Below are 19,467 nucleotides of genomic sequence, written 5' to 3' on the forward strand. Positions count from 1 at the left end.
CCCCCCCCCCCCCCCCCCCCCCCCCCCCCCCCCCCCCCCCCCCCCCCCCCCCCCCCCCCCCCCCCCCCCCCCCCCCCCCCCCCCCCCCCCCCGCGACCGAGAAGGGTCTCTCCCGCACGAGCGATTGCGGGAGAGGCCCCTGCCGTGTCCCCGCCGCGTCCGTCACGCCGCGGCGGGGACCTCCGGCGCGGCACCGGCCGTGGCCGGCGTCAGCGCCAGCTCCAGGACCTGCCGGACGTCCGCGACCGGGTGGACCTCCAGCTTCCGGAGGATCTCCGCCGGCACGTCGTCCAGGTCCGGCTCGTTGCGCTTGGGGATGATCACGGTCGTGATCCCGGCCCGATGCGCGGCCAGCAGCTTCTGCTTCACGCCGCCGATCGGCAGCACCCGCCCGGTCAGCGAGACCTCGCCGGTCATCGCCACGTCCGGGCGCACCTGGCGGCCCGACAGCAGCGACGCCAGCGCGGTCGTCATCGTCACGCCCGCGCTCGGGCCGTCCTTGGGGACGGCGCCGGCCGGTACGTGCAGGTGCACGCCCCGGTCCTTGAGATCGGCGACCGGAAGCTCCAGTTCCGCGCCGTGCGAGCGCAGGAACGACAGCGCGATGTGCGCCGACTCCTTCATCACGTCACCGAGCTGGCCGGTGAGCTGGAGCCCGGACGCGCCGGTCTCGGGGTCGGCCAGCGACGCCTCGACGTAGAGGACGTCACCGCCGGCGCCGGTGACCGCGAGCCCGGTCACCACACCGGGCACCGCCGTGCGCCGCTCGGTCGGGTCCTGTGCCGACTCGGGTGTGTGGTGCGGGCGCCCGATCAGCGGCCGCAACTGCTCCACACCGACGGTGAAGGGAAGCTCGCGCTCGCCCAGTTCGTGCTGGGCCGCGACCTTGCGCAGCAGCCTGGCGACGGCCCGCTCCAGGTTCCGTACGCCCGCCTCACGGGTGTACTCGCCCGCCAGCTTGCGCAGCGCCGGCTCCTGGAGCGTCACCTCGCCGGGCTCCAGACCGGCCCGCTCCAACTGGCGCGGCAGCAGGTGGTCCCGCGCGATGGTGACCTTCTCGTCCTCGGTGTACCCGTCGAGCCGGACCAGCTCCATCCGGTCCAGCAGCGGCTCGGGGATGGCTTCGAGGACGTTCGCGGTGGCCAGGAAGACGACGTCGCTGAGGTCGAGTTCGACCTCCAGGTAGTGGTCGCGGAAGGTGTGGTTCTGCGCCGGGTCCAGTACCTCCAGGAGGGCGGCGGCCGGGTCGCCCCGGAAGTCGGAGCCCACCTTGTCGATCTCGTCCAGCAGCACCACCGGGTTCATCGACCCGGCCTCCTTGATGGCGCGGACGATCCGGCCGGGCAGCGCGCCGACGTAGGTGCGCCGGTGGCCGCGGATCTCCGCCTCGTCGCGCACGCCGCCGAGCGCGACCCGGACGAACCGGCGCCCCATGGCCCGGGCGACGGATTCGCCGAGGGAGGTCTTGCCGACGCCGGGCGGCCCGACGAGCGCCAGCACCGCGCCGCCGCGGCGCCCGCCGACCAGCCCGAGGCCGCGCTCGGCCCGCCGCTTGCGGACCGCGAGGTATTCGGTGATGCGCTCCTTGACGTCGTCCAGGCCGGAGTGGTCGGCGTCCAGCACCTGCCGGGCGCCGGAGATGTCGTAGGCGTCCTCGGTGCGTTCGTTCCAGGGCAGTTCCAGGACGGTGTCCAGCCAGGTGCGGATCCAGGAGCCCTCGGGGCTCTGGTCGCTGGCCCGCTCCAGCTTGTCGACCTCCTTCAGCGCGGCCTTGCGAACGTCCTCGGGCAGCGCGGCGGCCTCCACCCGGGCGCGGTAGTCGTCGCTCTCGTCCTCGGGATCGCCGTTGAGCTCGGCGAGTTCCTTGCGGACGGCCTCCATCTGGCGCCGCAGCAGGAACTCGCGCTGCTGTTTGTCGACGCCCGCCTGGACGTCCTTGGCGATGGATTCGGCGACGTCCTGCTCGGCGAGGTGCTCGCGCAGCGCCTCGGTGGCGAACTTCAGACGCGCGACCGGGTCGGCGGTCTCCAGCAGGCGGATCTTCTGGTCCGTCGTCAGGAACGGTGAGTAGCCGGAGTTGTCCGCGAGCGCCGAGACGTCCTCGATCTGCTGCACGCGGTCCACGACCTGCCAGGCGCCGCGCTTCTTCAGCCAACTGGTGGCCAGGGCCTTGTATTCGGTGACCAGCTCGCCGACCGCCCCGGGCAGCCCCTTCCCGTCGGGCGCGGTGGGCACCGTCTCCTCGACGGTGGTCCCCTCCACCCAGAGCGCGGCACCCGGCCCGGTCGTCCCCGAACCGATCCGCACTCGGCCCAGGCCCCGGATGAGCGCCCCGGGATCGCCGTCGGAGAGCCGCCCCACCTGCTCGATCCGCCCCAGCGTGCCGATGGCCGCGTACGTCCCGTCGACCCGCGGCACAAGAAGCACGCGGGGCTTGTCACCTGACTCGGCGGCGGCCTGCGCCGCTTCGACCGCGGCCCGTACCTCCGCGTCGGACAGGTCCAGTGGCACCACCATGCCGGGCAGGACGACCTCGTCGTCGAGAGGCAGCACGGGCAGGGTGAGCGGTGTGGACGTGGAAGCCATGATCTCCCCTTCGGCAGGCAAGTTGAGCTGTACCCACTCAATGCCTGGGCCTCGGGAGATGTTCCCTTCGACGCGTTCGCTGTCAGCGATCACAAGGGGAGGGCGTCGGACGCCGGTTCACCAGTGCGCGGGCCGGTCCAGGTGCGGCGGCAGCTTCGTGGCCGCGTCGCCCTTGGCGGCGTTGACCTGGGGCTGGGTGAGGAACAGGGCGCCGGTGAGGTCGGCGGCGGTGAGGGAGGCGTCGCGCAGGTCGGCGCCGATCAGGTCGGCCGTGCGCAGGTCGGCGCCGTGCAGGTCGGCGGCGATGAGACAGGCCCCGCGGAGGTTGGCGCCGCGCAGGCCCGCGCCTCGCAGGCGGGCACCGATCAGGTCGGCGCCCCGGCGGTCCTTCTTGCGGCCGGGCACCCCGGCCCGGACGAGTTCGCTGGTGCGCAGCAGCAGGGTGTTGACCTCGCCCCGGTGGGCGGGCACGTCGAGCCGGGAGAGTTCCTCCGCGCCGGAGAGGGTGAGGAGTTCGGTCTTCTCCCGGGCCTCGCGCAGCGCGGCGTGGACCGGGCGGGCCGCCGGCAGGTTCAGCGCCTCGGTGACGTACCAGAGCAGTTCGTGGAGCTGCCGCACGACGGGGAAGACGTCGAACATCTGGCGGGCGGTGCCGGGGGCCCGCCGCCAGTCCTGTCCGCCGAAGGTGACCTGGGAGACCTTCTGGCCAGCGCCGAAGCAGTCGAAGACGGTGCAGCCGGAGAAGCCGCGCTCGCGCAGGTCGGCGTGGATGCCGCAGCCGAAGTCCGGGCCCAGGTTGGGGCAGGGCCGGCCGGCGGCCTTGTCGATCGCGAAGTCCGCGGAGGCCGCGAACGGCAGCGCCACGCAGCACAGCCCGAAGCAGTCGCCGCAGTCGGCGCGCAGGGCGGGGTCGGCGAGGCCGGGGGCCTGCTGGGCGTGGTCGTGGGACACGGTGGGGTACTCCTGCTACCGGCGGGCGCGGCGGCGTGCCGCACCCGGAAGGGAGGGCCATTCTCCCAGGAGCCGCGCGTGCGCCGGGCGTTGTCAGTGGCCGCCCCTAGCATCCGGAGCATGAGCATGATCGGAGAGTACGCACGCGTGACGGCCGCCGAACTCGACCGGGCGCTCGGTGATCCCGAGTGGGCGCTGGAGCTGGTCGGCGAGCGGATGGACGCGGAAGCGGCGGGGACGGATCCGGCGCGGGCCCGCTGCCTGGACATCGACAAGGCGTGGGACGCGCTCGGTTTCCTGCTGCGCCGTTCGGCCTTTCCCGTGGACGTCGTCCACGGCGAGGAGCGGATACCGGACTGCGAGGACTGGGGTTACGGTCCGCCCGGATACCTCACCCCCGAGCGGGTGCGGGTGGCCGCGGAGGCGATGGAGGACCTCTCCGGCGCGCGCCTGACCGCCAGTGCCACCCCGGGCGATCTCGCCACCGCCCAGGTGTATCCGGCCATTGTCTGGGAGCGCGGGGAGTCGTTGGACTACGTGCGCGAGCACTACGACGCCCTGCGGCTGTTCTTCCGGGCCGCGGCGGGGGACGGCGACGGAATGCTGATCTGGCTCGGCTGACCGGCGGGCGGGCTCCCGCTTACGGCTGTGCCCTGTCGTCACGGCTGCGCCCTGTCGTTACGGCCGCGCCCTGTCGTTACGGCCGCGCCCTGTCGTTACGGCCGCGCCCTGTCGTTACGGCTGCGCCCGGTGGGCTGGCCGGCAGGTCGCGCCGGTGTCAAAGGGTGCGGGCGCCGCGCAGCGCCGGATGTCCCAGATCGCCGAGGAGGGCGGGGGCGCAGGCGTGCCGGGAGCGCCAGCGGCGCAGCAGCGGCCGGCTCGCCACCCCCAGGGCGAGCGAGAGCAGATGGCCCCAGTCCGACACCGGGTCGGCGTAGGCGAGCAGGCCGGTGACGACCAGGTAGCCGGCGCCGGCCAGCAGCGTCCGGCCGGACCAGGCCGGCAGCAGGCCGGCCAGGGCGCCGGCGCAGGTCATCACGCCGAAGCTGATGCCGTAGTCGAGACGGTGCAGGGAGGTCTCCGGCAGGCCGCCGGCGGCGACCGCGAAGCCGACGGGCAGTTCGGTGGCGAGGGTGGCCAGCGCGTGGCCGCCGAAGAAGACCGCGGCCGCGCGCAGGCCGCCGATCCGCCGCTCCAGGGCGGTCAGGACGAAGAGCAGGCCGACGGCGTAGGCCGAGGTCAGTCCGCCGGCTATCCACAGGGCGCTGGCGACGAGCACCAGCAGCGGGGTGTGCGCGAGGTGGACGACGTCGGTGCTGGAGCCGCGCAGCAGATCGGAGACCAGCGCGGGGTCGGCGTACTCGGCGAAGAGCGAGGTCCCGGCGAGGAGGGCGGCGTAGGCGAAGGTGAAGGGGGCGCCGACAGGAGTGGGCAGCAGCCGCCACAGCCGCGCACCGGCGGCCCGCTTCCCGTTCACCATCGGTGCCCCTTCCGTCCGTGACCCGTCTGACCCGTCGTCCTGACCAACGTGCGCGCCCAGCCTGCACGCTCAATCCATGAGCCCGCTGTGAGAGTGAGGTGCCTCACATGGAGCAACCTTCATGAGATATGCCACGTCAGCGCGGAGCGCGGACGGCTCGCTCGCCAAAAGGTTGGACCGGCGCCGCGCTGTTGGCCAAAATGGCCACATGGCTTCCGTTACTCCTGTCGCCCCGCGCACGCTCGACCGCCGCGAGGGCCCGTACGGCGAGGTGGTGCTGCGGCAGCGGGGCGGGACCGGCGAGGGACCCGACGGCCCCGGCGCGCCGGTCTACGAGATCATCGCCAACGGCTGTTTCCTGATGGACACCTCCGACGGCCGCTCCGAGCGGCTGCTGATCGACGCCGCGCTGGCCGAGCTGCCGGCCGGCCGGCGGCGGCCCGCCGTCCTGATCGGCGGCCTGGGCGTCGGCTTCTCCCTGGCCCGGGCGGCGGCCGAGCCGCGCTGGGGCCGCATCGCCGTCGCCGAGCGGGAGCAGGCCGTCATCGACTGGCACCGCGAGGGCCCCCTGTCGGCCGTCTCGGCCGCGGCGCTGGCCGATCCGCGCACCGAGATCCTGCACACCGACCTGGTCGCCCATCTCCGCGGCGGAGCGGGCGGCGACACCTTCGACGCGCTGTGCCTGGACATCGACAACGGCCCGGACTGGACCGTCACCCAGGACAACGACGACCTCTACTCCCCCGCCGGCCTCACCGCCTGCCGGGACCGGCTGACGCCCGGCGGCGTGCTCGCCGTATGGTCCGCGCGGCCTTCGCCGGCCTTCGAGCGGGCCCTGCGAAATGCCGGGTTCAGCGGGGTACGGACGGAAGAGATCCCCGTTGTCCGAGGCGTCCCCGACGTCGTCCATCTCGCGCGCAAGGGCGCGTAGCCGACAGTCACACCGTGCCCTTACGCTGCTGCCCAGCAGTACGCGACCACGCAGGGACATGCAGGGGCGGGCGATGGACCAGACTCAGACAACCCAGGGCGGCACCGCCGCGGCCACGCCGGGCGCCCAGCGCCGGGTGCTGGTCGTGGAGGACGACCCGACGATCGTCGACGCCATCGCGGCCCGGCTGCGCGCCGAGGGATTCCAGGTGCAGACCGCCACGGACGGTCCCGCCGCCGTGGAGACCGCCGAGGCGTGGCAGCCCGATCTGCTGGTCCTCGATGTGATGCTGCCGGGCTTCGACGGCCTGGAGGTGTGCCGCCGGGTGCAGGCCCAGCGACCGGTGCCGGTGATGATGCTCACCGCCCGCGACGACGAGACCGACATGCTGGTCGGCCTCGGGGTCGGCGCGGACGACTACATGACCAAACCGTTCTCCATGCGGGAGCTGGCCGCCCGGGTGCACGTCCTGCTGCGCCGCGTCGAGCGCGCCGCGCTGGCCGCGCACACCCCGCGCAGCGGCATCCTGCGGCTGGGCGAGCTGGAGATCGACCACGCGCAGCGCCGGGTGCGGGTGCGCGGCACGGACGTGCACCTGACCCCCACCGAGTTCGACCTGCTGGTCTGCCTGGCGAACACGCCCCGCGCGGTGCTCTCCCGCGAGCAGCTCCTGGCGGAGGTGTGGGACTGGGCGGACGCCTCCGGGACCCGTACGGTCGACAGCCACATCAAGGCCCTGCGCCGCAAGATCGGCGCCGAGCGCATCCGCACGGTCCACGGCGTGGGGTACGCCCTGGAGACCCCGCCCGCATGACGCGGCGGTGGCGCGTGCCCGCCCACGGGCTGTGGGAGCGGGTCTGGGAGGGGCTGCGGCCGCTGGACCCCTACCGCTCCGTCAAGGCCGCGCTCGGCGCGCTGGTGATCATCTCGGTGATCCTCACGACGCTGCTGGTCTTCGTCGCGATGCACTCGGCGACCGAGCTGCGGGTGATCACGATCTTCTCGATCATCGCGTCGCTGCTGGTGACGCAGTTCGTGGCGAACAATCTCACCGCGCCGCTCGGCGAGATGACGGACGTGACGCGGTCCATGGCGCACGGTGACTACACCCGCCGGGTGCGCTCCGGGCGCCGCGACGAGTTCGGCGACCTGGCCGACGCCTTCAACCGGATGGCGGCCGACCTGGAGGCGGTGGACACCCATCGCAAGGAACTGGTCGCCAACGTCTCGCACGAACTGCGCACCCCGATCGCGGCGCTGCGGGCGGTGCTGGAGAACGTCGTGGACGGCGTCTCGCGGGCCGATCCCGAGACGATGCGGACGGCGCTGAAGCAGACCGAGCGGCTGGGCCGGCTGGTCGAGCACCTGCTGGACCTGTCCCGGCTGGACAACGGCGTGGTGCCGCTGCACGCCCGCCGCTTCGAGGTCTGGCCGTATCTGTCCGGGGTGCTGAAGGAGGCCAACATGAGCCGCGGCGCCTCCACGCTCTCCGGGCTGGCGGGACTGGCCGGCTCCGGGACCCACAGCCGTACGGACGTCCATCTCCACCTCGACGTCTCGCCGCCCGAGCTGACCGCGCACGCCGACGCCGAGCGGCTGCACCAGGTCGTGGCGAATCTCATCGACAACGCGATCAAGCACAGCCCCCGGCACGGCCGGGTCACGGTCCGCGCCCGGCGCGGTGAGGGCCCCGAGAGCCTGGAGCTGGAGGTGCAGGACGAGGGGCCGGGCATCCCGAAGTCGGAGCGCTACCGGGTCTTCGAACGCTTCAACCGCGGCGGTCCGGTCCCCTCCGGCCCCGGTGCCGACGGCGGTACGGGCCTGGGCCTGGCCATCGCGCGCTGGGCGGTGGATCTGCACGGCGGACGCATCGGCGTGGCCGAATCACCCCGTGGGTGCCGCATCCGCGTCACCCTTCCGGGGATCGAGTCAGCTCGCGGTTGACGTCTCGTGGCGTAGGGTCGCTGGTGGAAGCACTCACTCCGGGGGTGCGACGGCGATGAGTTCTACCTCACGTAGTCAAACTCCGTGTGTTTCCCGCCAAGTCATGCCCCGAAACACTCCGGTGAATGTGACGTGCGCGACGAGTGGCCCTCCCGGACTGCACCGAAGGTCACAAGAGGCGTAGCCTTTATTCCCGCTGTCCACCACCTTAGGAAGCGGAAGAGGGCGGTTGCCGCCGTGTCGCTACAGTCCCCCAACAGCTCGAGCATCTCGACCGACCAAGAGGGGCAGGGTAAGAACCCTGCCGCCGCGTTCGGTCCCAATGAGTGGCTCGTCGACGAGATCTACCAGCAGTACCTCCAGGACCCGAACTCGGTAGACCGAGCCTGGTGGGACTTCTTCGCCGACTACAAGCCGGGCGGCGTCACCACGCCGACCCAGCCGGCGGAGGGCTCCGCCCCCGCGCCGGCCGCCCCGGCCGCGTCCCAGCAGGCCCCGGCTCCGCCGCAGGCCACCCCTGCCGCCCCGGCCACCCCCGCACCGGCCACGCCGGCGGCCGCCACCCCGGCGGCCCCCGCGGCGCCGGCGAAGCCCGCCGCGAGCGCTCCGGCGCCCGCCAAGCCGGCTCCTGCGGCCAAGCCCGCGGCGAAGGACAAGGCCAAGGCCGACGGCCAGGTGCCGTCCGGTCCGGAGCTGGTCACGCTGCGCGGCCCCTCGGCCGCCGTCGCGAAGAACATGAACGCCTCCCTGGAGCTGCCGACGGCCACGTCCGTGCGCGCGGTCCCGGTGAAGCTGCTGTTCGACAACCGCATCGTCATCAACAACCACCTCAAGCGCGCCCGCGGTGGGAAGGTCTCCTTCACCCACCTCATCGGGTACGCCATGGTGCAGGCCCTCAAGGCCATGCCGTCGATGAACTACTCCTACGCGGAGAAGGACGGCAAGCCGACGCTGGTCAAGCCCGAGCACGTCAACCTCGGTCTGGCCATCGACCTGGTGAAGCCCAACGGCGACCGCCAGCTCGTCGTCGCCGCCATCAAGAAGGCCGAGACGCTCACCTTCTTCGAGTTCTGGCAGGCCTACGAGGACATCGTCCGCCGGGCCCGCGACAACAAGCTGACGATGGACGACTTCACCGGAGTCACCGCGTCGCTGACGAACCCGGGCGGCATCGGCACCGTCCACTCCGTGCCGCGCCTGATGCCCGGTCAGGGCCTCATCCTCGGCGTCGGCGCGATGGACTACCCGGCGGAGTTCCAGGGCACCAGCCAGGACACCCTGAACAAGCTGGGCATCTCCAAGGTCATGACGATGACCAGCACGTACGACCACCGCGTGATCCAGGGCGCCGCCTCCGGCGAGTTCCTGCGGGTCATGAGCCAGCTCCTGCTGGGCGAGAGCGACTTCTTCGACGACATCTTCAAGTCGCTGCGGATTCCGTACGAGCCGGTCCGCTGGCTGCGCGACATCGACGTCTCCCACGAGGACGACGTCACCAAGGCCGCGCGGGTCTTCGACCTGATCCACTCCTACCGGGTCCGCGGCCACGTCATGGCCGACACCGACCCGCTGGAGTACCACCAGCGCAAGCACCCCGACCTCGACATCATCGAGCACGGCCTCACCCTGTGGGACCTGGAGCGCGAGTTCGCGGTCGGCGGCTTCGCCGGCAAGTCCATGATGAAGCTGCGCGACATCCTGGGCGTGCTGCGTGACTCCTACTGCCGCACCACCGGCATCGAGTTCATGCACATCCAGGACCCCAAGCAGCGCAAGTGGATCCAGGACCGCGTCGAGCGCACCCACAAGTCGCCCGAGCGCGAGGAGCAGTTGCGCATCCTGCGCCGGCTGAACTCCGCCGAGGCGTTCGAGACGTTCCTGCAGACGAAGTACGTCGGCCAGAAGCGCTTCTCGCTGGAGGGCGGCGAGTCCGTCATCCCGCTGCTGGACGCGGTCATCGACTCCGCGGCCGAGTCCCGGCTGGACGAGGTCGTCATCGGCATGGCCCACCGCGGCCGGCTGAACGTCCTCGCCAACATCGTCGGCAAGTCCTACGCGCAGATCTTCCGGGAGTTCGAGGGCAACCTCGACCCGAAGTCGATGCACGGCTCCGGCGACGTGAAGTACCACCTGGGTGCCGAGGGCGTCTTCACCGGCCTGGACGGCGAGCAGATCAAGGTCTCGCTGGCCGCCAACCCCTCCCACCTGGAGGCCGTCGACCCGATCGTCGAGGGCATCTCGCGCGCCAAGCAGGACATCATCAACAAGGGCGGTACGGACTTCACGGTCCTGCCGGTCCAGTTGCACGGTGACGCGGCGTTCGCCGGCCAGGGTGTGGTCGCCGAGACGCTCAACATGTCGCAGCTCCGCGGCTACCGCACCGGCGGCACGGTGCACATCGTCATCAACAACCAGGTCGGCTTCACCGCCGCGCCGGAGTCGGCCCGCTCCTCCATGTACGCCACCGACGTGGCCCGCATGATCGAGGCGCCGATCTTCCACGTGAACGGTGACGACCCGGAGGCCGTGGTGCGCGTCGCGCGCCTCGCCTTCGAGTTCCGCCAGGCGTTCAACAAGGACGTCGTCATCGACCTGATCTGCTACCGCCGCCGCGGCCACAACGAGTCCGACAACCCGGCCTTCACCCAGCCGCTGATGTACGACCTGATCGACAAGAAGCGCTCGGTGCGCAAGCTCTACACCGAGTCGCTCATCGGTCGCGGCGACATCACGCTGGAAGAGGCCGAGCAGGCGCTCCAGGACTTCCAGGGCCAGCTCGAGAAGGTCTTCACCGAGGTCCGCGACGCCACGACCGCGCCGGCGGCGCCCGAGGTGCCGCAGCCCAAGGCGGAGTTCCCGGTCTCCCTGGACACCGCGATCTCCCAGGAGGTCGTCAAGCGGATCGCCGAGTCGCAGGTCAACATCCCCGACCGGGTCACCGTCCACCCGCGTCTGCTGCCGCAGTTGCAGCGCCGCGCGGCCCAGGTGGAGGACGACACGATCGACTGGGGCATGGGCGAGACGCTCGCCATCGGCTCGCTGCTGATGGAGGGCACCCCGGTCCGGCTCGCCGGCCAGGACTCCCGCCGCGGCACCTTCGGCCAGCGCCACGCGGTGCTGATCGACCGCGAGACCGGCGAGGACTACACCCCGCTGCTCTACCTCTCCGAGGACCAGGCCCGCTTCAACGTCTACGACTCGCTGCTGAGCGAGTACGCGGCGATGGGCTTCGAGTACGGCTACTCCCTGGCCCGCCCGGAGTCGCTGGTCATGTGGGAGGCGCAGTTCGGTGACTTCGTCAACGGCGCCCAGACGGTCGTCGACGAGTTCATCTCCTCCGCCGAGCAGAAGTGGGGCCAGACCTCCGGCGTCACGCTGCTGCTGCCGCACGGCTACGAGGGCCAGGGCCCGGACCACTCCTCGGCCCGGATCGAGCGCTTCCTCCAGCTCTGCGCGCAGAACAACATGACGGTCGCCATGCCGACCCTGCCGTCGAACTACTTCCACCTGCTGCGCTGGCAGGTCCACAACCCGCACCACAAGCCGCTGGTCGTCTTCACCCCGAAGTCGATGCTGCGTCTGAAGGCGGCGTCGTCGAAGACGGAAGAGTTCACCACGGGCGGCTTCCGTCCCGTGATCGGTGACACCAAGGTGGACGCGAACGCGGTCCGCAAGGTCGTCTTCTGCTCCGGCAAGGTCTACTACGACCTGGACGCCGAGCGGGAGAAGCGCGGCGCGACCGACACGGCGATCGTCCGGATCGAGCGGCTCTACCCGATTCCCGGCAAGGAGCTCCAGGCGGAGATCGCCAAGTTCCCGAACGCCGAGAAGTACCTGTGGGCCCAGGAGGAGCCGGCGAACCAGGGTGCCTGGCCGTTCCTCGGTCTGAACCTGATCGACCACCTGGACCTGGCCGTCGGTGCCGACGTCCCGCACGGTGAGCGCCTGCGCCGCATCTCGCGGCCGCACGGCTCCTCGCCCGCGGTCGGCTCCGCCAAGCGCCACCAGGCCGAGCAGGCACAGCTCGTCGCGGAGGTCTTCGACGCCTAGGCGCCGGGACCGCCGGGATCGACCGGCAGCACGCCGAGGGCCCGTTCCCGCTGTCGCGGGGGCGGGCCCTCGGCGTCGGCCCGCCGCGGGCCCGGCCCGTGTGGCCCCGGCCCCGGCCACCGCCCTGCCCCGCCTCGGTCCCGGCCGCCGAGGAGGGGGCCGCGCGCGAGGTCCGCGCGCCTGCCTATCCTGGCCGGAATGTCCCATGACCCCTGGTGGAGAGCACGTGTATTTCACTGACCGCGGCATCGAGGAGCTGGAGAACCGGCGCGGCGAGGAGGAGGTCACCTTCGGGTGGCTGGCCGATCAGCTCCGCACGTTCGTCGACCTGAACCCGGACTTCGAGGTGCCGGTGGAGCGGCTGGCCACCTGGCTGGCCCGGCTGGACGACGAAGAGGACGAGTAGGCGGGGGCACCGGCGCCGCGGCGTCGCGTGCTTGACTTCCCGCAGCCGCGATATATCGTGTCTTACGAGACGCGATATGTTGCGTTGCCCGCCTACGCAGGGAGGCCAGGTATGCCCGCCCGGACCAAGTGGTCGATCTCCGAGCCACGCACGCTGGAGATCGAGGAGCCCGTCAGCGCGCTGACCGTGCGCGTGGCCGGCGGGACCGTCAACGTCGTCGGCACCTCGGACGGCGGTCCCGCCCGCGTGGAGATCAGCGAGCTGCACGGCCCGCCGCTGACCGTCTCCCACTCCGGGGGCACCCTGTCCGTCGCCTATGAGGACCTGCCCTGGAAGGGCTTTTTGAAGTTCCTCGACCGCAAGGGGTGGAACCGCGGCGCGGTGGTCTCGGTGACCGTGCCGGCCGCCACCCGCGTCGAGGTCGGCGTGGTCGGCGCGAGCGCGGTGATCTCCGGTATCTCGGGGCCCACGGACGTGCGCGGGGTGTCCGGCGGCAGCACCCTCGTCGGGCTGACCGGGACGGTGCGGGCCGACACCGTCTCGGGCGACGTCGAGGCGCAGGCCGTCACCGGCGATCTGCGGTTCAACTCCGTCTCGGGGGACCTGACCGTCATCGACGGCGCGGGCGGTTCGGTGCACGCCGACTCCGTCAGCGGCGACATGGTGCTCGACCTCGACCCCTCGGCGAAGGCCGCCGACGTCACCTTGACGACCGTCTCGGGCGAGGTCGCCATCCGGCTGCCCGACCCCGCCGATGCCAGGGTCGACGCCAACACCACCAGCGGCACGGTCACCAACGCCTTCGACGACCTGCGGGTCAGCGGCCAGTGGGGCGCCAAGCGCATCACCGGGGCGCTCGGCGACGGCCGCGGCACCCTGAAGGTCACCACCGTCTCGGGGAGCCTGGCCCTGCTGCGCCGCCCGGCCTTCGACGGCCCGCGGGACACCGCCCGGACCGGCGCCCCGCCAGAGAAGAAGGTGCTCTGAGCATGCCCCCCGTCTTCGCCCACGGCCGCCTGCGCCTGTACCTCCTCAAGCTGCTGGACGAGGCGCCCCGGCACGGCTACGAGATCATCCGCCTCCTGGAGGAGCGGTTCCAGGGCCTGTACGCCCCCTCCGCCGGCACGGTCTACCCGCGGCTGGCCAAGCTGGAGGCCGAGGGCCTGGTCACCCACGCCACCGAGGGCGGGCGCAAGGTCTACTCCCTCACCGACGCCGGGCGTGCCGAACTCGCCGACCGGGGCGGCGAGTTGGCGGATCTGGAGCTGGAGATCCGCGAGTCGGTGGCGGCCCTCGCCTCCGACATCCGCGAGGACGTCAGCGGTTCGGCGCGCGCTCTGCGCCGCGAGATGCGCGAGGCCGCGCAGCAGGCTCGCCAGGGCGCCCGCGACCCCGCCGGGGGCGCGGCGGCCGGCGGGGCCACGAACGGCGCCGGGCGGCCGTTCCCGGAGGCCGCGGAGTATTTCGACGGGGCCTTCGGCGACACGGAGTCCTGGCGGCAGGCGAAGGAGGAGTTCCGGCGGGCCAAGGAGGAGTGGAAGGAGCAGGCCCGGCGGGCCAAGGAGGAGAGCCGCCGGGCCCGGCAGGACGCTCAGCGGGCCCGTAAGCAGGCCAGGGACGCGCAGGTGTTCGCGCGCGAGGAGGTCCAGCGGGTCATCAAGCGCGTCCAGGAGCAGACGCAGGGGCATGTGCGCTCGGGCGACTGGTCGGGGGCGGTGCGCGAGGCGCTGGCCGAGGTCTCGCGCGAGGTCGGCCGTTTCACGGCCGGGCGGCCGGAGACGGTCCCGGGCGGCGCCGACCCGATCACGGTCGAGTGGACCGACCTGGGCAAGGACGCGCCGGCGGCCGACGCGCCCCGCGCCCCGGAGTGGGCGGGCGAGGCGCCGAGCGGCGATCCGGCCCGCGACTTCGACCGGCTGCTGGACCGCTTCCGCGACGACCTGCGGGACGCGGCCCGGGACCACGGCGTCACCGGGGATCAGCTCAAGGAGTCCCGCCGCCATCTGTCCGCCGCCGCCGCCCACATCGGCGCCCTGCTCCGCGACCCGGCCGGCCGGTCCTCGTCCACGGGCGCACAGGAGCGGCCGTGAGGCGCGAAGCCGGTGCCCCACCGCGGGCCCGGGTCCGGCGGGCCCGACCAGGACGGGCCGCCCGCCATGTCAGTGACGGTGTCGGTGGCGGTGACGACTCCTCGGAAGACCAGCACGCCGTTCATCGTCAGCGTCAGCGCCCGCGTAGCCGGCAGGGCAGGTCCGGCAGCCCCCGCGCCCCTCGGCCCCGGTGATCCGCGCCAAGGCGGCCGGCTCCTCGAAGGTCGGCTTCCGCTCGATCGGCGGGATTCCGGCGGTGTGGGCGAGCACCATGCCCGGCGCGATCCGCTCCTTGGACGATTCTTCCGCGCACGGGGACGGCCCAGGTACGGCCCAGGGGACGGCCCGGTGAACGGCCGGGGTCGTCTCCGGACGCGGCATGCGGGGCGCCGACGGCCGAAACGGAATCCTCCAACCCGCCTACCGTTACCCAGAGTTGTCGTTCGCCGTCTGGATTCACGGCGCGTAATCGGGGAAGTGAGTCCTACGCACGGTTTTTCGCCCGGCACCGGCCTCCGGGGTGCCCCGGCCCACCGATTCCGCGTACCGGCGGCCGACTTCCGGACTACGGTCAACTCTCCCCGTCTGCAAGCGTCGTGAAGGGCATGAGGTAAAAGCGATGTCCGAATACCTGCCGGTCGCCCGCCGGATGTGGCACCAGCTTGAGCCCCTGCACGCCACGCTGTACTTCGCCCCCGAGGCCCGGCAGGTCGCCTCGGACCTCGGCTTCGACGTCGCCTCCCGCTGGCCCAGCTACTTCGCCTGGCGGACCGCCCCGCTGGGCGCGGCCGGACCCGAGCTGGTGTCCGCCACGTATTACACCTTCAGCCCGCGGCTGGTCGCCCGCCACGTCCCGGCGATCTGGACCACCGCCGAACCGGACAAGGTGCTCGACGCGCGGCTGATAGCCGTCGACCGCGCGCTGTCCGCCCTCATCGGCGACCGGCTGAGCGCCGCGCAGCTCCGCGAGGCGGCGCGGCTGGCCCGGCAGGCCGCCGAGAACGCCGGCACCGCGGCCCGTCCGCTGGCCGCCGCCAACCTCGACCTGCCGTGGCCGGACGCGCCGCATCTGGTGCTCTGGCAGGCCGCGACGGTGCTGCGCGAGCACCGCGGTGACGGCCATCTGGCGGCGCTGCTGACCTCGGGGCTCGACCCGTGCGAGGCGCTGGTGTCGTTCGCCGCGATCGGCGCGGCGCCGGCGGCCGGACTCGTGGGGCGCGGCTGGAGCGCGCAGGAGTGGAGCGACGCCCGGCACCGCCTCGCCGCCCGTGGCTGGATAGGCCCGGACGGCAGCGCCACCGATCTCGCCCACAAGGAGCGGGACGCGATCGAGCGGATGACGGACCGGCTGGCCGCCGGCCCGTGGCGGGCGCTGGGCCACTCCCGCGCCGAGCGTCTCGCCCAGCTCCTGGGCCCGGTGGCCGGCGCGGTCTTCGAGGCCGGATATCTGCCCCGGCACGGCACGCTGGGCATCGGCACGGTGAAGGTCAGCTATCCCTGAGGGCGCGCGCCGCCCGGCCGGTCTCCTCACCACCCGGCCCCCGGGTGCCCGCTTCGTCGCCGCACGTCAGGGTGATCACGGCCGCGACGCCGTCCGTCCACAGCTCCAGCGGTGGCTCCGCGCCCCGCCCGTCCGTCACCAAGGCCGCGTCGAACCGCCCCAGCCGCACGGTGCGTTCGGCGACCGCCCCGGCAGGGCCGAGGCGCGTGTGCCCCTCCAGCGCGAGGACCAGCGTCGCACTTCCGGGCGCGCCCCGGCCCGCCCGCGGAAAGGCGGGCACCCGCCGGTCCCGGACGAGGTCCACCGTTGCCCGCGCGCGCCCCTCACGCAGCATCACATTGAGGTTGACGACGGGGCCGTACGGCAGCCGGCCCTCGGTGGCGGCGTCGCCGGGGAAGGCGAAGGGGCGCAAGGGCTCCACCAGGTGGGGCGCGGCGCCGTCCACCGTCAGCTCCGTGCCCGCGCCCTCGACGACCGTCAGGACGCGGCGCACGCCGGGCAGCGGCGAATACGGGCCGTCCCGCGTCACGTCGGCCAGGCTCACCCGCCAGGCGAAGGTGTCCCAGCCGGCGCCCGGCGGGTGGACGGCGACCTCGCGGGTCACCCCGCCGCCGTTGCTCCAGGGCGCGGCCGGGCGCCCGGCCGCGCGCAGGATCCCCACCTCCGCCATACCGCCGCCGCCCGTCCTCGCCGCGTCTCAGACCGTCAGCACGATCTTGCCGAAGAGGTCGCCCTGCGCCATCCTCTCGAAGCCCTCGCGCGCCCGGTCCAGCGGCAGCGTCGAGTCGATGACCGGCCGGATGCCCTTGGCGGCGCAGAAGCTCAGCAGTGCCGCCAGCTCCTCCTTGGTGCCCATGGTGGAGCCGACGACCTTCAGCTCCAGGAAGAAGATCCGGTTCAGTTCGGTGCGCTCGGGGTGGTAGCCGCTGGTGGCGCCCGAGATGACCAGGGTGCCGCCGGGGCGCAGGGACTTGACGGAGTGCGACCAGGTGGCGGCGCCGACCGTCTCGATCACGGCGTCCACCCGGTGCGGCAGCCGCTCCCCGCTCGCGAACGCCGCCTCGGCGCCCAGCTCTTCGGCGCGCTTGCGCTTGGCCTCGTCGCGGCTGGTGGCGAAGACCCGCAGTCCGGCCGCGGCGCCCAGCACGATGGCGGCGGTCGCCACCCCGCCGCCGGCGCCCTGCACCAGGACGCTGTCGCCGGGCCGTACGCCGCCGTTGGTGAAGAGCATGCGGTACGCGGTCAGCCAGGCCGTGGGCAGGCAGGCGGCCTCCTCGAACGACAGCTCCGCCGGCTTGGGCAGCACGTTCCAGGCCGGGACGGTGACCTGTTCGGCGAAGGTGCCCTGGTAGTGCTCGGTGAGGATGGAGGGCTTCTCGCGGGGGCCGACGCCGTGGCCGGTCTGGCCGATGACGGAGTGCAGGACGACGTCGTTGCCGTCCTCGTCGGTTCCGGCGGCGTCGCAGCCGAGGATCATCGGCAGCGCCTCCTCGGTGATCCCCACCCCGCGCAGCGTCCAGAGGTCGTGGTGGTTGAGGGAGGCGGCCTTGACGTTGACGGTGGTCCAGCCGGGGCGGGTCGCGGGGGCCGGGCGCTCCCCCAGTTCGAGGCCGCTCAGCGGCTGGTCGCGGTCGATGCGGGCGGCGTAGGCAGCAAACATGATCCCAAAGTAGGCCGCCGCCGCGCGTCGCGGTACCGGGCGCGGGTGTGACACGCACCGCGCCCGGGCCGCCCGAACGCGCCGGGCGGCCCGCGTCAGAACGGGCCGGGCCCGCACCCATGACAGGTGCGGGCCCGGCCCGTTGGCGCGTGTCGCCCGCCGGATCAGCGGCGCGCGACGCCCTCGGCGCGGGCGGCGGCCGCCACGGCGGCGGTCACGGCCGGCGCGACGCGCTCGTCGAACGGCGAGGGGATGACGCAGTCGGCGCTGAGCTCGTCGGCGACGACGGCGGCCAGCGCCTCGGCCGCGGCGAGCTTCATACCCTCCGAGATCTGCGAGGCCCGCACCTGGAGCGCACCGGCGAAGATGCCGGGGAAGGCGAGGACGTTGTTGATCTGGTTGGGGTAGTCGCTGCGCCCGGTGGCGACCACGGCCGCGTACTTGTGCGCGACGTCCGGGTGGATCTCCGGGTTCGGGTTGGCCATCGCGAAGATCATCGAGTCCTTCGCCATCTTCGCCACCGCCTCCTCCGCGACCGTGCCGCCGGAGACTCCGATGAAGACATCGGCGCCCTCCAGCGCGCTCTCCAGCGAACCGGTCAGGTTCGCCTTGTTGGTGAAGCCGGTCACCTCGCGCTTGACGTCCGTGAGGTCCTGGCGGTCGGCGGAGACGATGCCCTTGCGGTCGCAGACCGCGACGTCGCCGATGCCCGCCTCGACGAGGATCTTGGCGATCGCGACACCGGCCGCGCCGGCACCCGAGATCACCGCGCGCAACTGACCGAGCGAGCGGTCGGTGAGCTTGGCGGCGTTGCGCAGGGCGGCCAGCGTGACCACGGCGGTGCCGTGCTGGTCGTCGTGGAAGACCGGGATGTCCAGCCGCTCCTTGAGCTTGCGCTCGATCTCGAAGCACCGGGGAGCGGAGATGTCCTCCAGGTTGATGCCGCCGAAGGACGGCGCCATCCGGACGACGGTCTCGACGATCTCGTCGGCGTCGGTGGTGCCGAGCGCGATCGGCACCGCGTCCACACCGCCGAACTGCTTGAAGAGGATGGCCTTGCCCTCCATCACCGGGAGGGAGGCCTCCGGGCCGATGTCGCCCAGGCCCAGCACCGCGGTGCCGTCCGTGACCACGGCGACGACCTGGGACTTCCAGGTGTAGTCGTGGACGAGCTCCGGCTGCTCGGCGATGGCGCTGCACACCTTGGCGACGCCCGGCGTGTACGCGAGGGACAGGTCGTCCTTGTCGCGGACCGGGACGGTCGCCTGGATGGCCATCTTCCCGCCGCGATGCAGCGCGAACGCCGGATCGAAGACTTCATCGGGAGCGCCGGCCGAACCCGCGCTCGTATTGCTGTCGCTGCGAGGATTGACGATCTCCGCTGCCACTTGTCCAACCCCTTTAATCGTTTATCAGTTGAGGGTGACCACTCCCTGGTTAAGGGGTGGGCGGGCACCGCGTCCGCGCCCTGCGAGACGGATAGCCGCCGCGCGGGGGGAGGTACGGACGCCGGGCGCGCCGCACACGCGCCCTGAGCCCCGGATGAGGGGTGTAACCAACCTTTCTACCGGACGGGCGCGGAACCCGACGAGTCAGATTCATTACCCTCCGGTTCAGAGGTGTGACAATAACGGCGGAATACGCAAAAAGGCCGAAGCGTCCCGAGGGACTGTCCGGATTCCGAGACGCCCGGGGTCGGGCCGGACGCCGCCCGCACACTGCTGTCAGGCGGCTCGGCCGTGAGTCGTCAGATCGTCGAGTGATCCCTCGCGTCCGTTATCCGATTTTGACCTCTTCAGCAGTCCGGATTCCGGATGCCGGATGGCAAGATTCCGTAACCAACCGAGGTCGCGACGCTCAAGGGGTGT

The 19,467-nt window shown here is 72.5% G+C and carries 15 protein-coding genes; 9 read left to right on the forward strand and 6 right to left on the reverse strand.

Going from position 1 to position 19,467, the window contains the following annotated elements; translation table 11 throughout:
• Positions 1–162: 162 nt before the first annotated feature.
• Both lon and ACZ45Z_RS09500 read right to left on the reverse strand, forming a co-directional pair.
• Positions 163–2,586: an endopeptidase La gene (gene lon / locus ACZ45Z_RS09495; protein WP_468358771.1), complete on the reverse strand. Its 2,424-nt coding sequence runs from the start codon at positions 2,584–2,586 to the stop codon at positions 163–165.
• Between the two features lie 117 nt (positions 2,587–2,703).
• The gene (locus tag ACZ45Z_RS09500) at positions 2,704–3,537 is read right to left on the reverse strand and encodes a pentapeptide repeat-containing protein (RefSeq protein WP_468358774.1); all 834 of its coding nucleotides are present in this window, start codon (positions 3,535–3,537) and stop codon (positions 2,704–2,706) included.
• Positions 3,538–3,657: 120 nt separating this feature from the next.
• Between ACZ45Z_RS09500 and ACZ45Z_RS09505 the strand changes: the two genes are divergently transcribed.
• Entirely contained in the window at positions 3,658–4,158 is a 501-nt protein-coding gene (locus ACZ45Z_RS09505) for a YfbM family protein (RefSeq protein WP_468358777.1), read from the forward strand.
• 157 nt (positions 4,159–4,315) lie between these two features.
• Here ACZ45Z_RS09505 and ACZ45Z_RS09510 read toward each other — a convergent pair whose 3' ends face one another.
• Complete coding sequence (locus ACZ45Z_RS09510; RefSeq protein ID WP_468358780.1) at positions 4,316–5,017, reverse strand: rhomboid-like protein; 702 nt, start codon at positions 5,015–5,017, stop codon at positions 4,316–4,318.
• A gap of 208 nt (positions 5,018–5,225) precedes the next feature.
• On the opposite strand from ACZ45Z_RS09510, the gene ACZ45Z_RS09515 reads away from it, so the two are divergent.
• The 8 genes from ACZ45Z_RS09515 (at position 5,226) to ACZ45Z_RS09550 (ending at position 15,939) form a co-directional block, all read left to right on the forward strand.
• A complete protein-coding gene (locus tag ACZ45Z_RS09515) occupies positions 5,226–5,948 on the forward strand; it encodes a spermidine synthase family protein (protein WP_468358783.1) in 723 nt (240 codons plus the stop codon).
• A 73-nt stretch (positions 5,949–6,021) separates the two neighbouring features.
• Entirely contained in the window at positions 6,022–6,762 is a 741-nt protein-coding gene (locus ACZ45Z_RS09520) for a response regulator transcription factor (protein ID WP_468358786.1), read from the forward strand.
• Positions 6,759–7,892, forward strand: coding sequence for a HAMP domain-containing sensor histidine kinase (locus tag ACZ45Z_RS09525; protein ID WP_468358789.1), 1,134 nt, complete (start codon positions 6,759–6,761; stop codon positions 7,890–7,892). The genes ACZ45Z_RS09520 and ACZ45Z_RS09525 overlap by 4 nt, the downstream gene beginning before the upstream one ends.
• A 237-nt stretch (positions 7,893–8,129) precedes the next feature.
• Complete coding sequence (locus ACZ45Z_RS09530; RefSeq protein ID WP_468358792.1) at positions 8,130–11,942, forward strand: multifunctional oxoglutarate decarboxylase/oxoglutarate dehydrogenase thiamine pyrophosphate-binding subunit/dihydrolipoyllysine-residue succinyltransferase subunit; 3,813 nt, start codon at positions 8,130–8,132, stop codon at positions 11,940–11,942.
• A 226-nt stretch (positions 11,943–12,168) separates the two neighbouring features.
• Complete coding sequence (locus tag ACZ45Z_RS09535; RefSeq protein WP_468358795.1) at positions 12,169–12,348, forward strand: DUF6104 family protein; 180 nt, start codon at positions 12,169–12,171, stop codon at positions 12,346–12,348.
• A 111-nt stretch (positions 12,349–12,459) separates the two neighbouring features.
• Positions 12,460–13,335 carry a DUF4097 family beta strand repeat-containing protein gene (locus tag ACZ45Z_RS09540; RefSeq protein WP_468358798.1) on the forward strand — a complete coding sequence of 292 codons (876 nt, stop codon included), beginning with the start codon at positions 12,460–12,462 and terminating at the stop codon, positions 13,333–13,335.
• A gap of 2 nt (positions 13,336–13,337) precedes the next feature.
• The gene (locus ACZ45Z_RS09545; protein ID WP_468358801.1) at positions 13,338–14,438 is read left to right on the forward strand and encodes a PadR family transcriptional regulator; all 1,101 of its coding nucleotides are present in this window, start codon (positions 13,338–13,340) and stop codon (positions 14,436–14,438) included.
• Positions 14,439–15,057: 619 nt separating this feature from the next.
• On the forward strand, positions 15,058–15,939 hold the full coding sequence (locus tag ACZ45Z_RS09550) for an SCO6745 family protein (RefSeq protein WP_468358804.1): 882 nt from the start codon (positions 15,058–15,060) through the stop codon (positions 15,937–15,939).
• On the opposite strand, the gene ACZ45Z_RS09555 is transcribed toward ACZ45Z_RS09550, so the two are convergent.
• The 3 genes from ACZ45Z_RS09555 to ACZ45Z_RS09565 form a co-directional block, all read right to left on the reverse strand.
• Complete coding sequence (locus tag ACZ45Z_RS09555) at positions 15,926–16,609, reverse strand: HutD/Ves family protein (protein WP_468358806.1); 684 nt, start codon at positions 16,607–16,609, stop codon at positions 15,926–15,928. The two genes, ACZ45Z_RS09550 and ACZ45Z_RS09555, sit on opposite strands and share 14 nt — an antisense overlap.
• Before the next feature lie 27 nt (positions 16,610–16,636).
• Positions 16,637–17,599 carry a zinc-binding dehydrogenase gene (locus tag ACZ45Z_RS09560; protein ID WP_468358808.1) on the reverse strand — a complete coding sequence of 321 codons (963 nt, stop codon included), beginning with the start codon at positions 17,597–17,599 and terminating at the stop codon, positions 16,637–16,639.
• A gap of 164 nt (positions 17,600–17,763) precedes the next feature.
• Complete coding sequence (locus tag ACZ45Z_RS09565) at positions 17,764–18,987, reverse strand: NAD(P)-dependent malic enzyme (protein WP_468358811.1); 1,224 nt, start codon at positions 18,985–18,987, stop codon at positions 17,764–17,766.
• Positions 18,988–19,467 lie beyond the last annotated feature (480 nt).

It is taken from the genome of Streptomyces sp. NPDC031210, assembly GCF_055570395.1.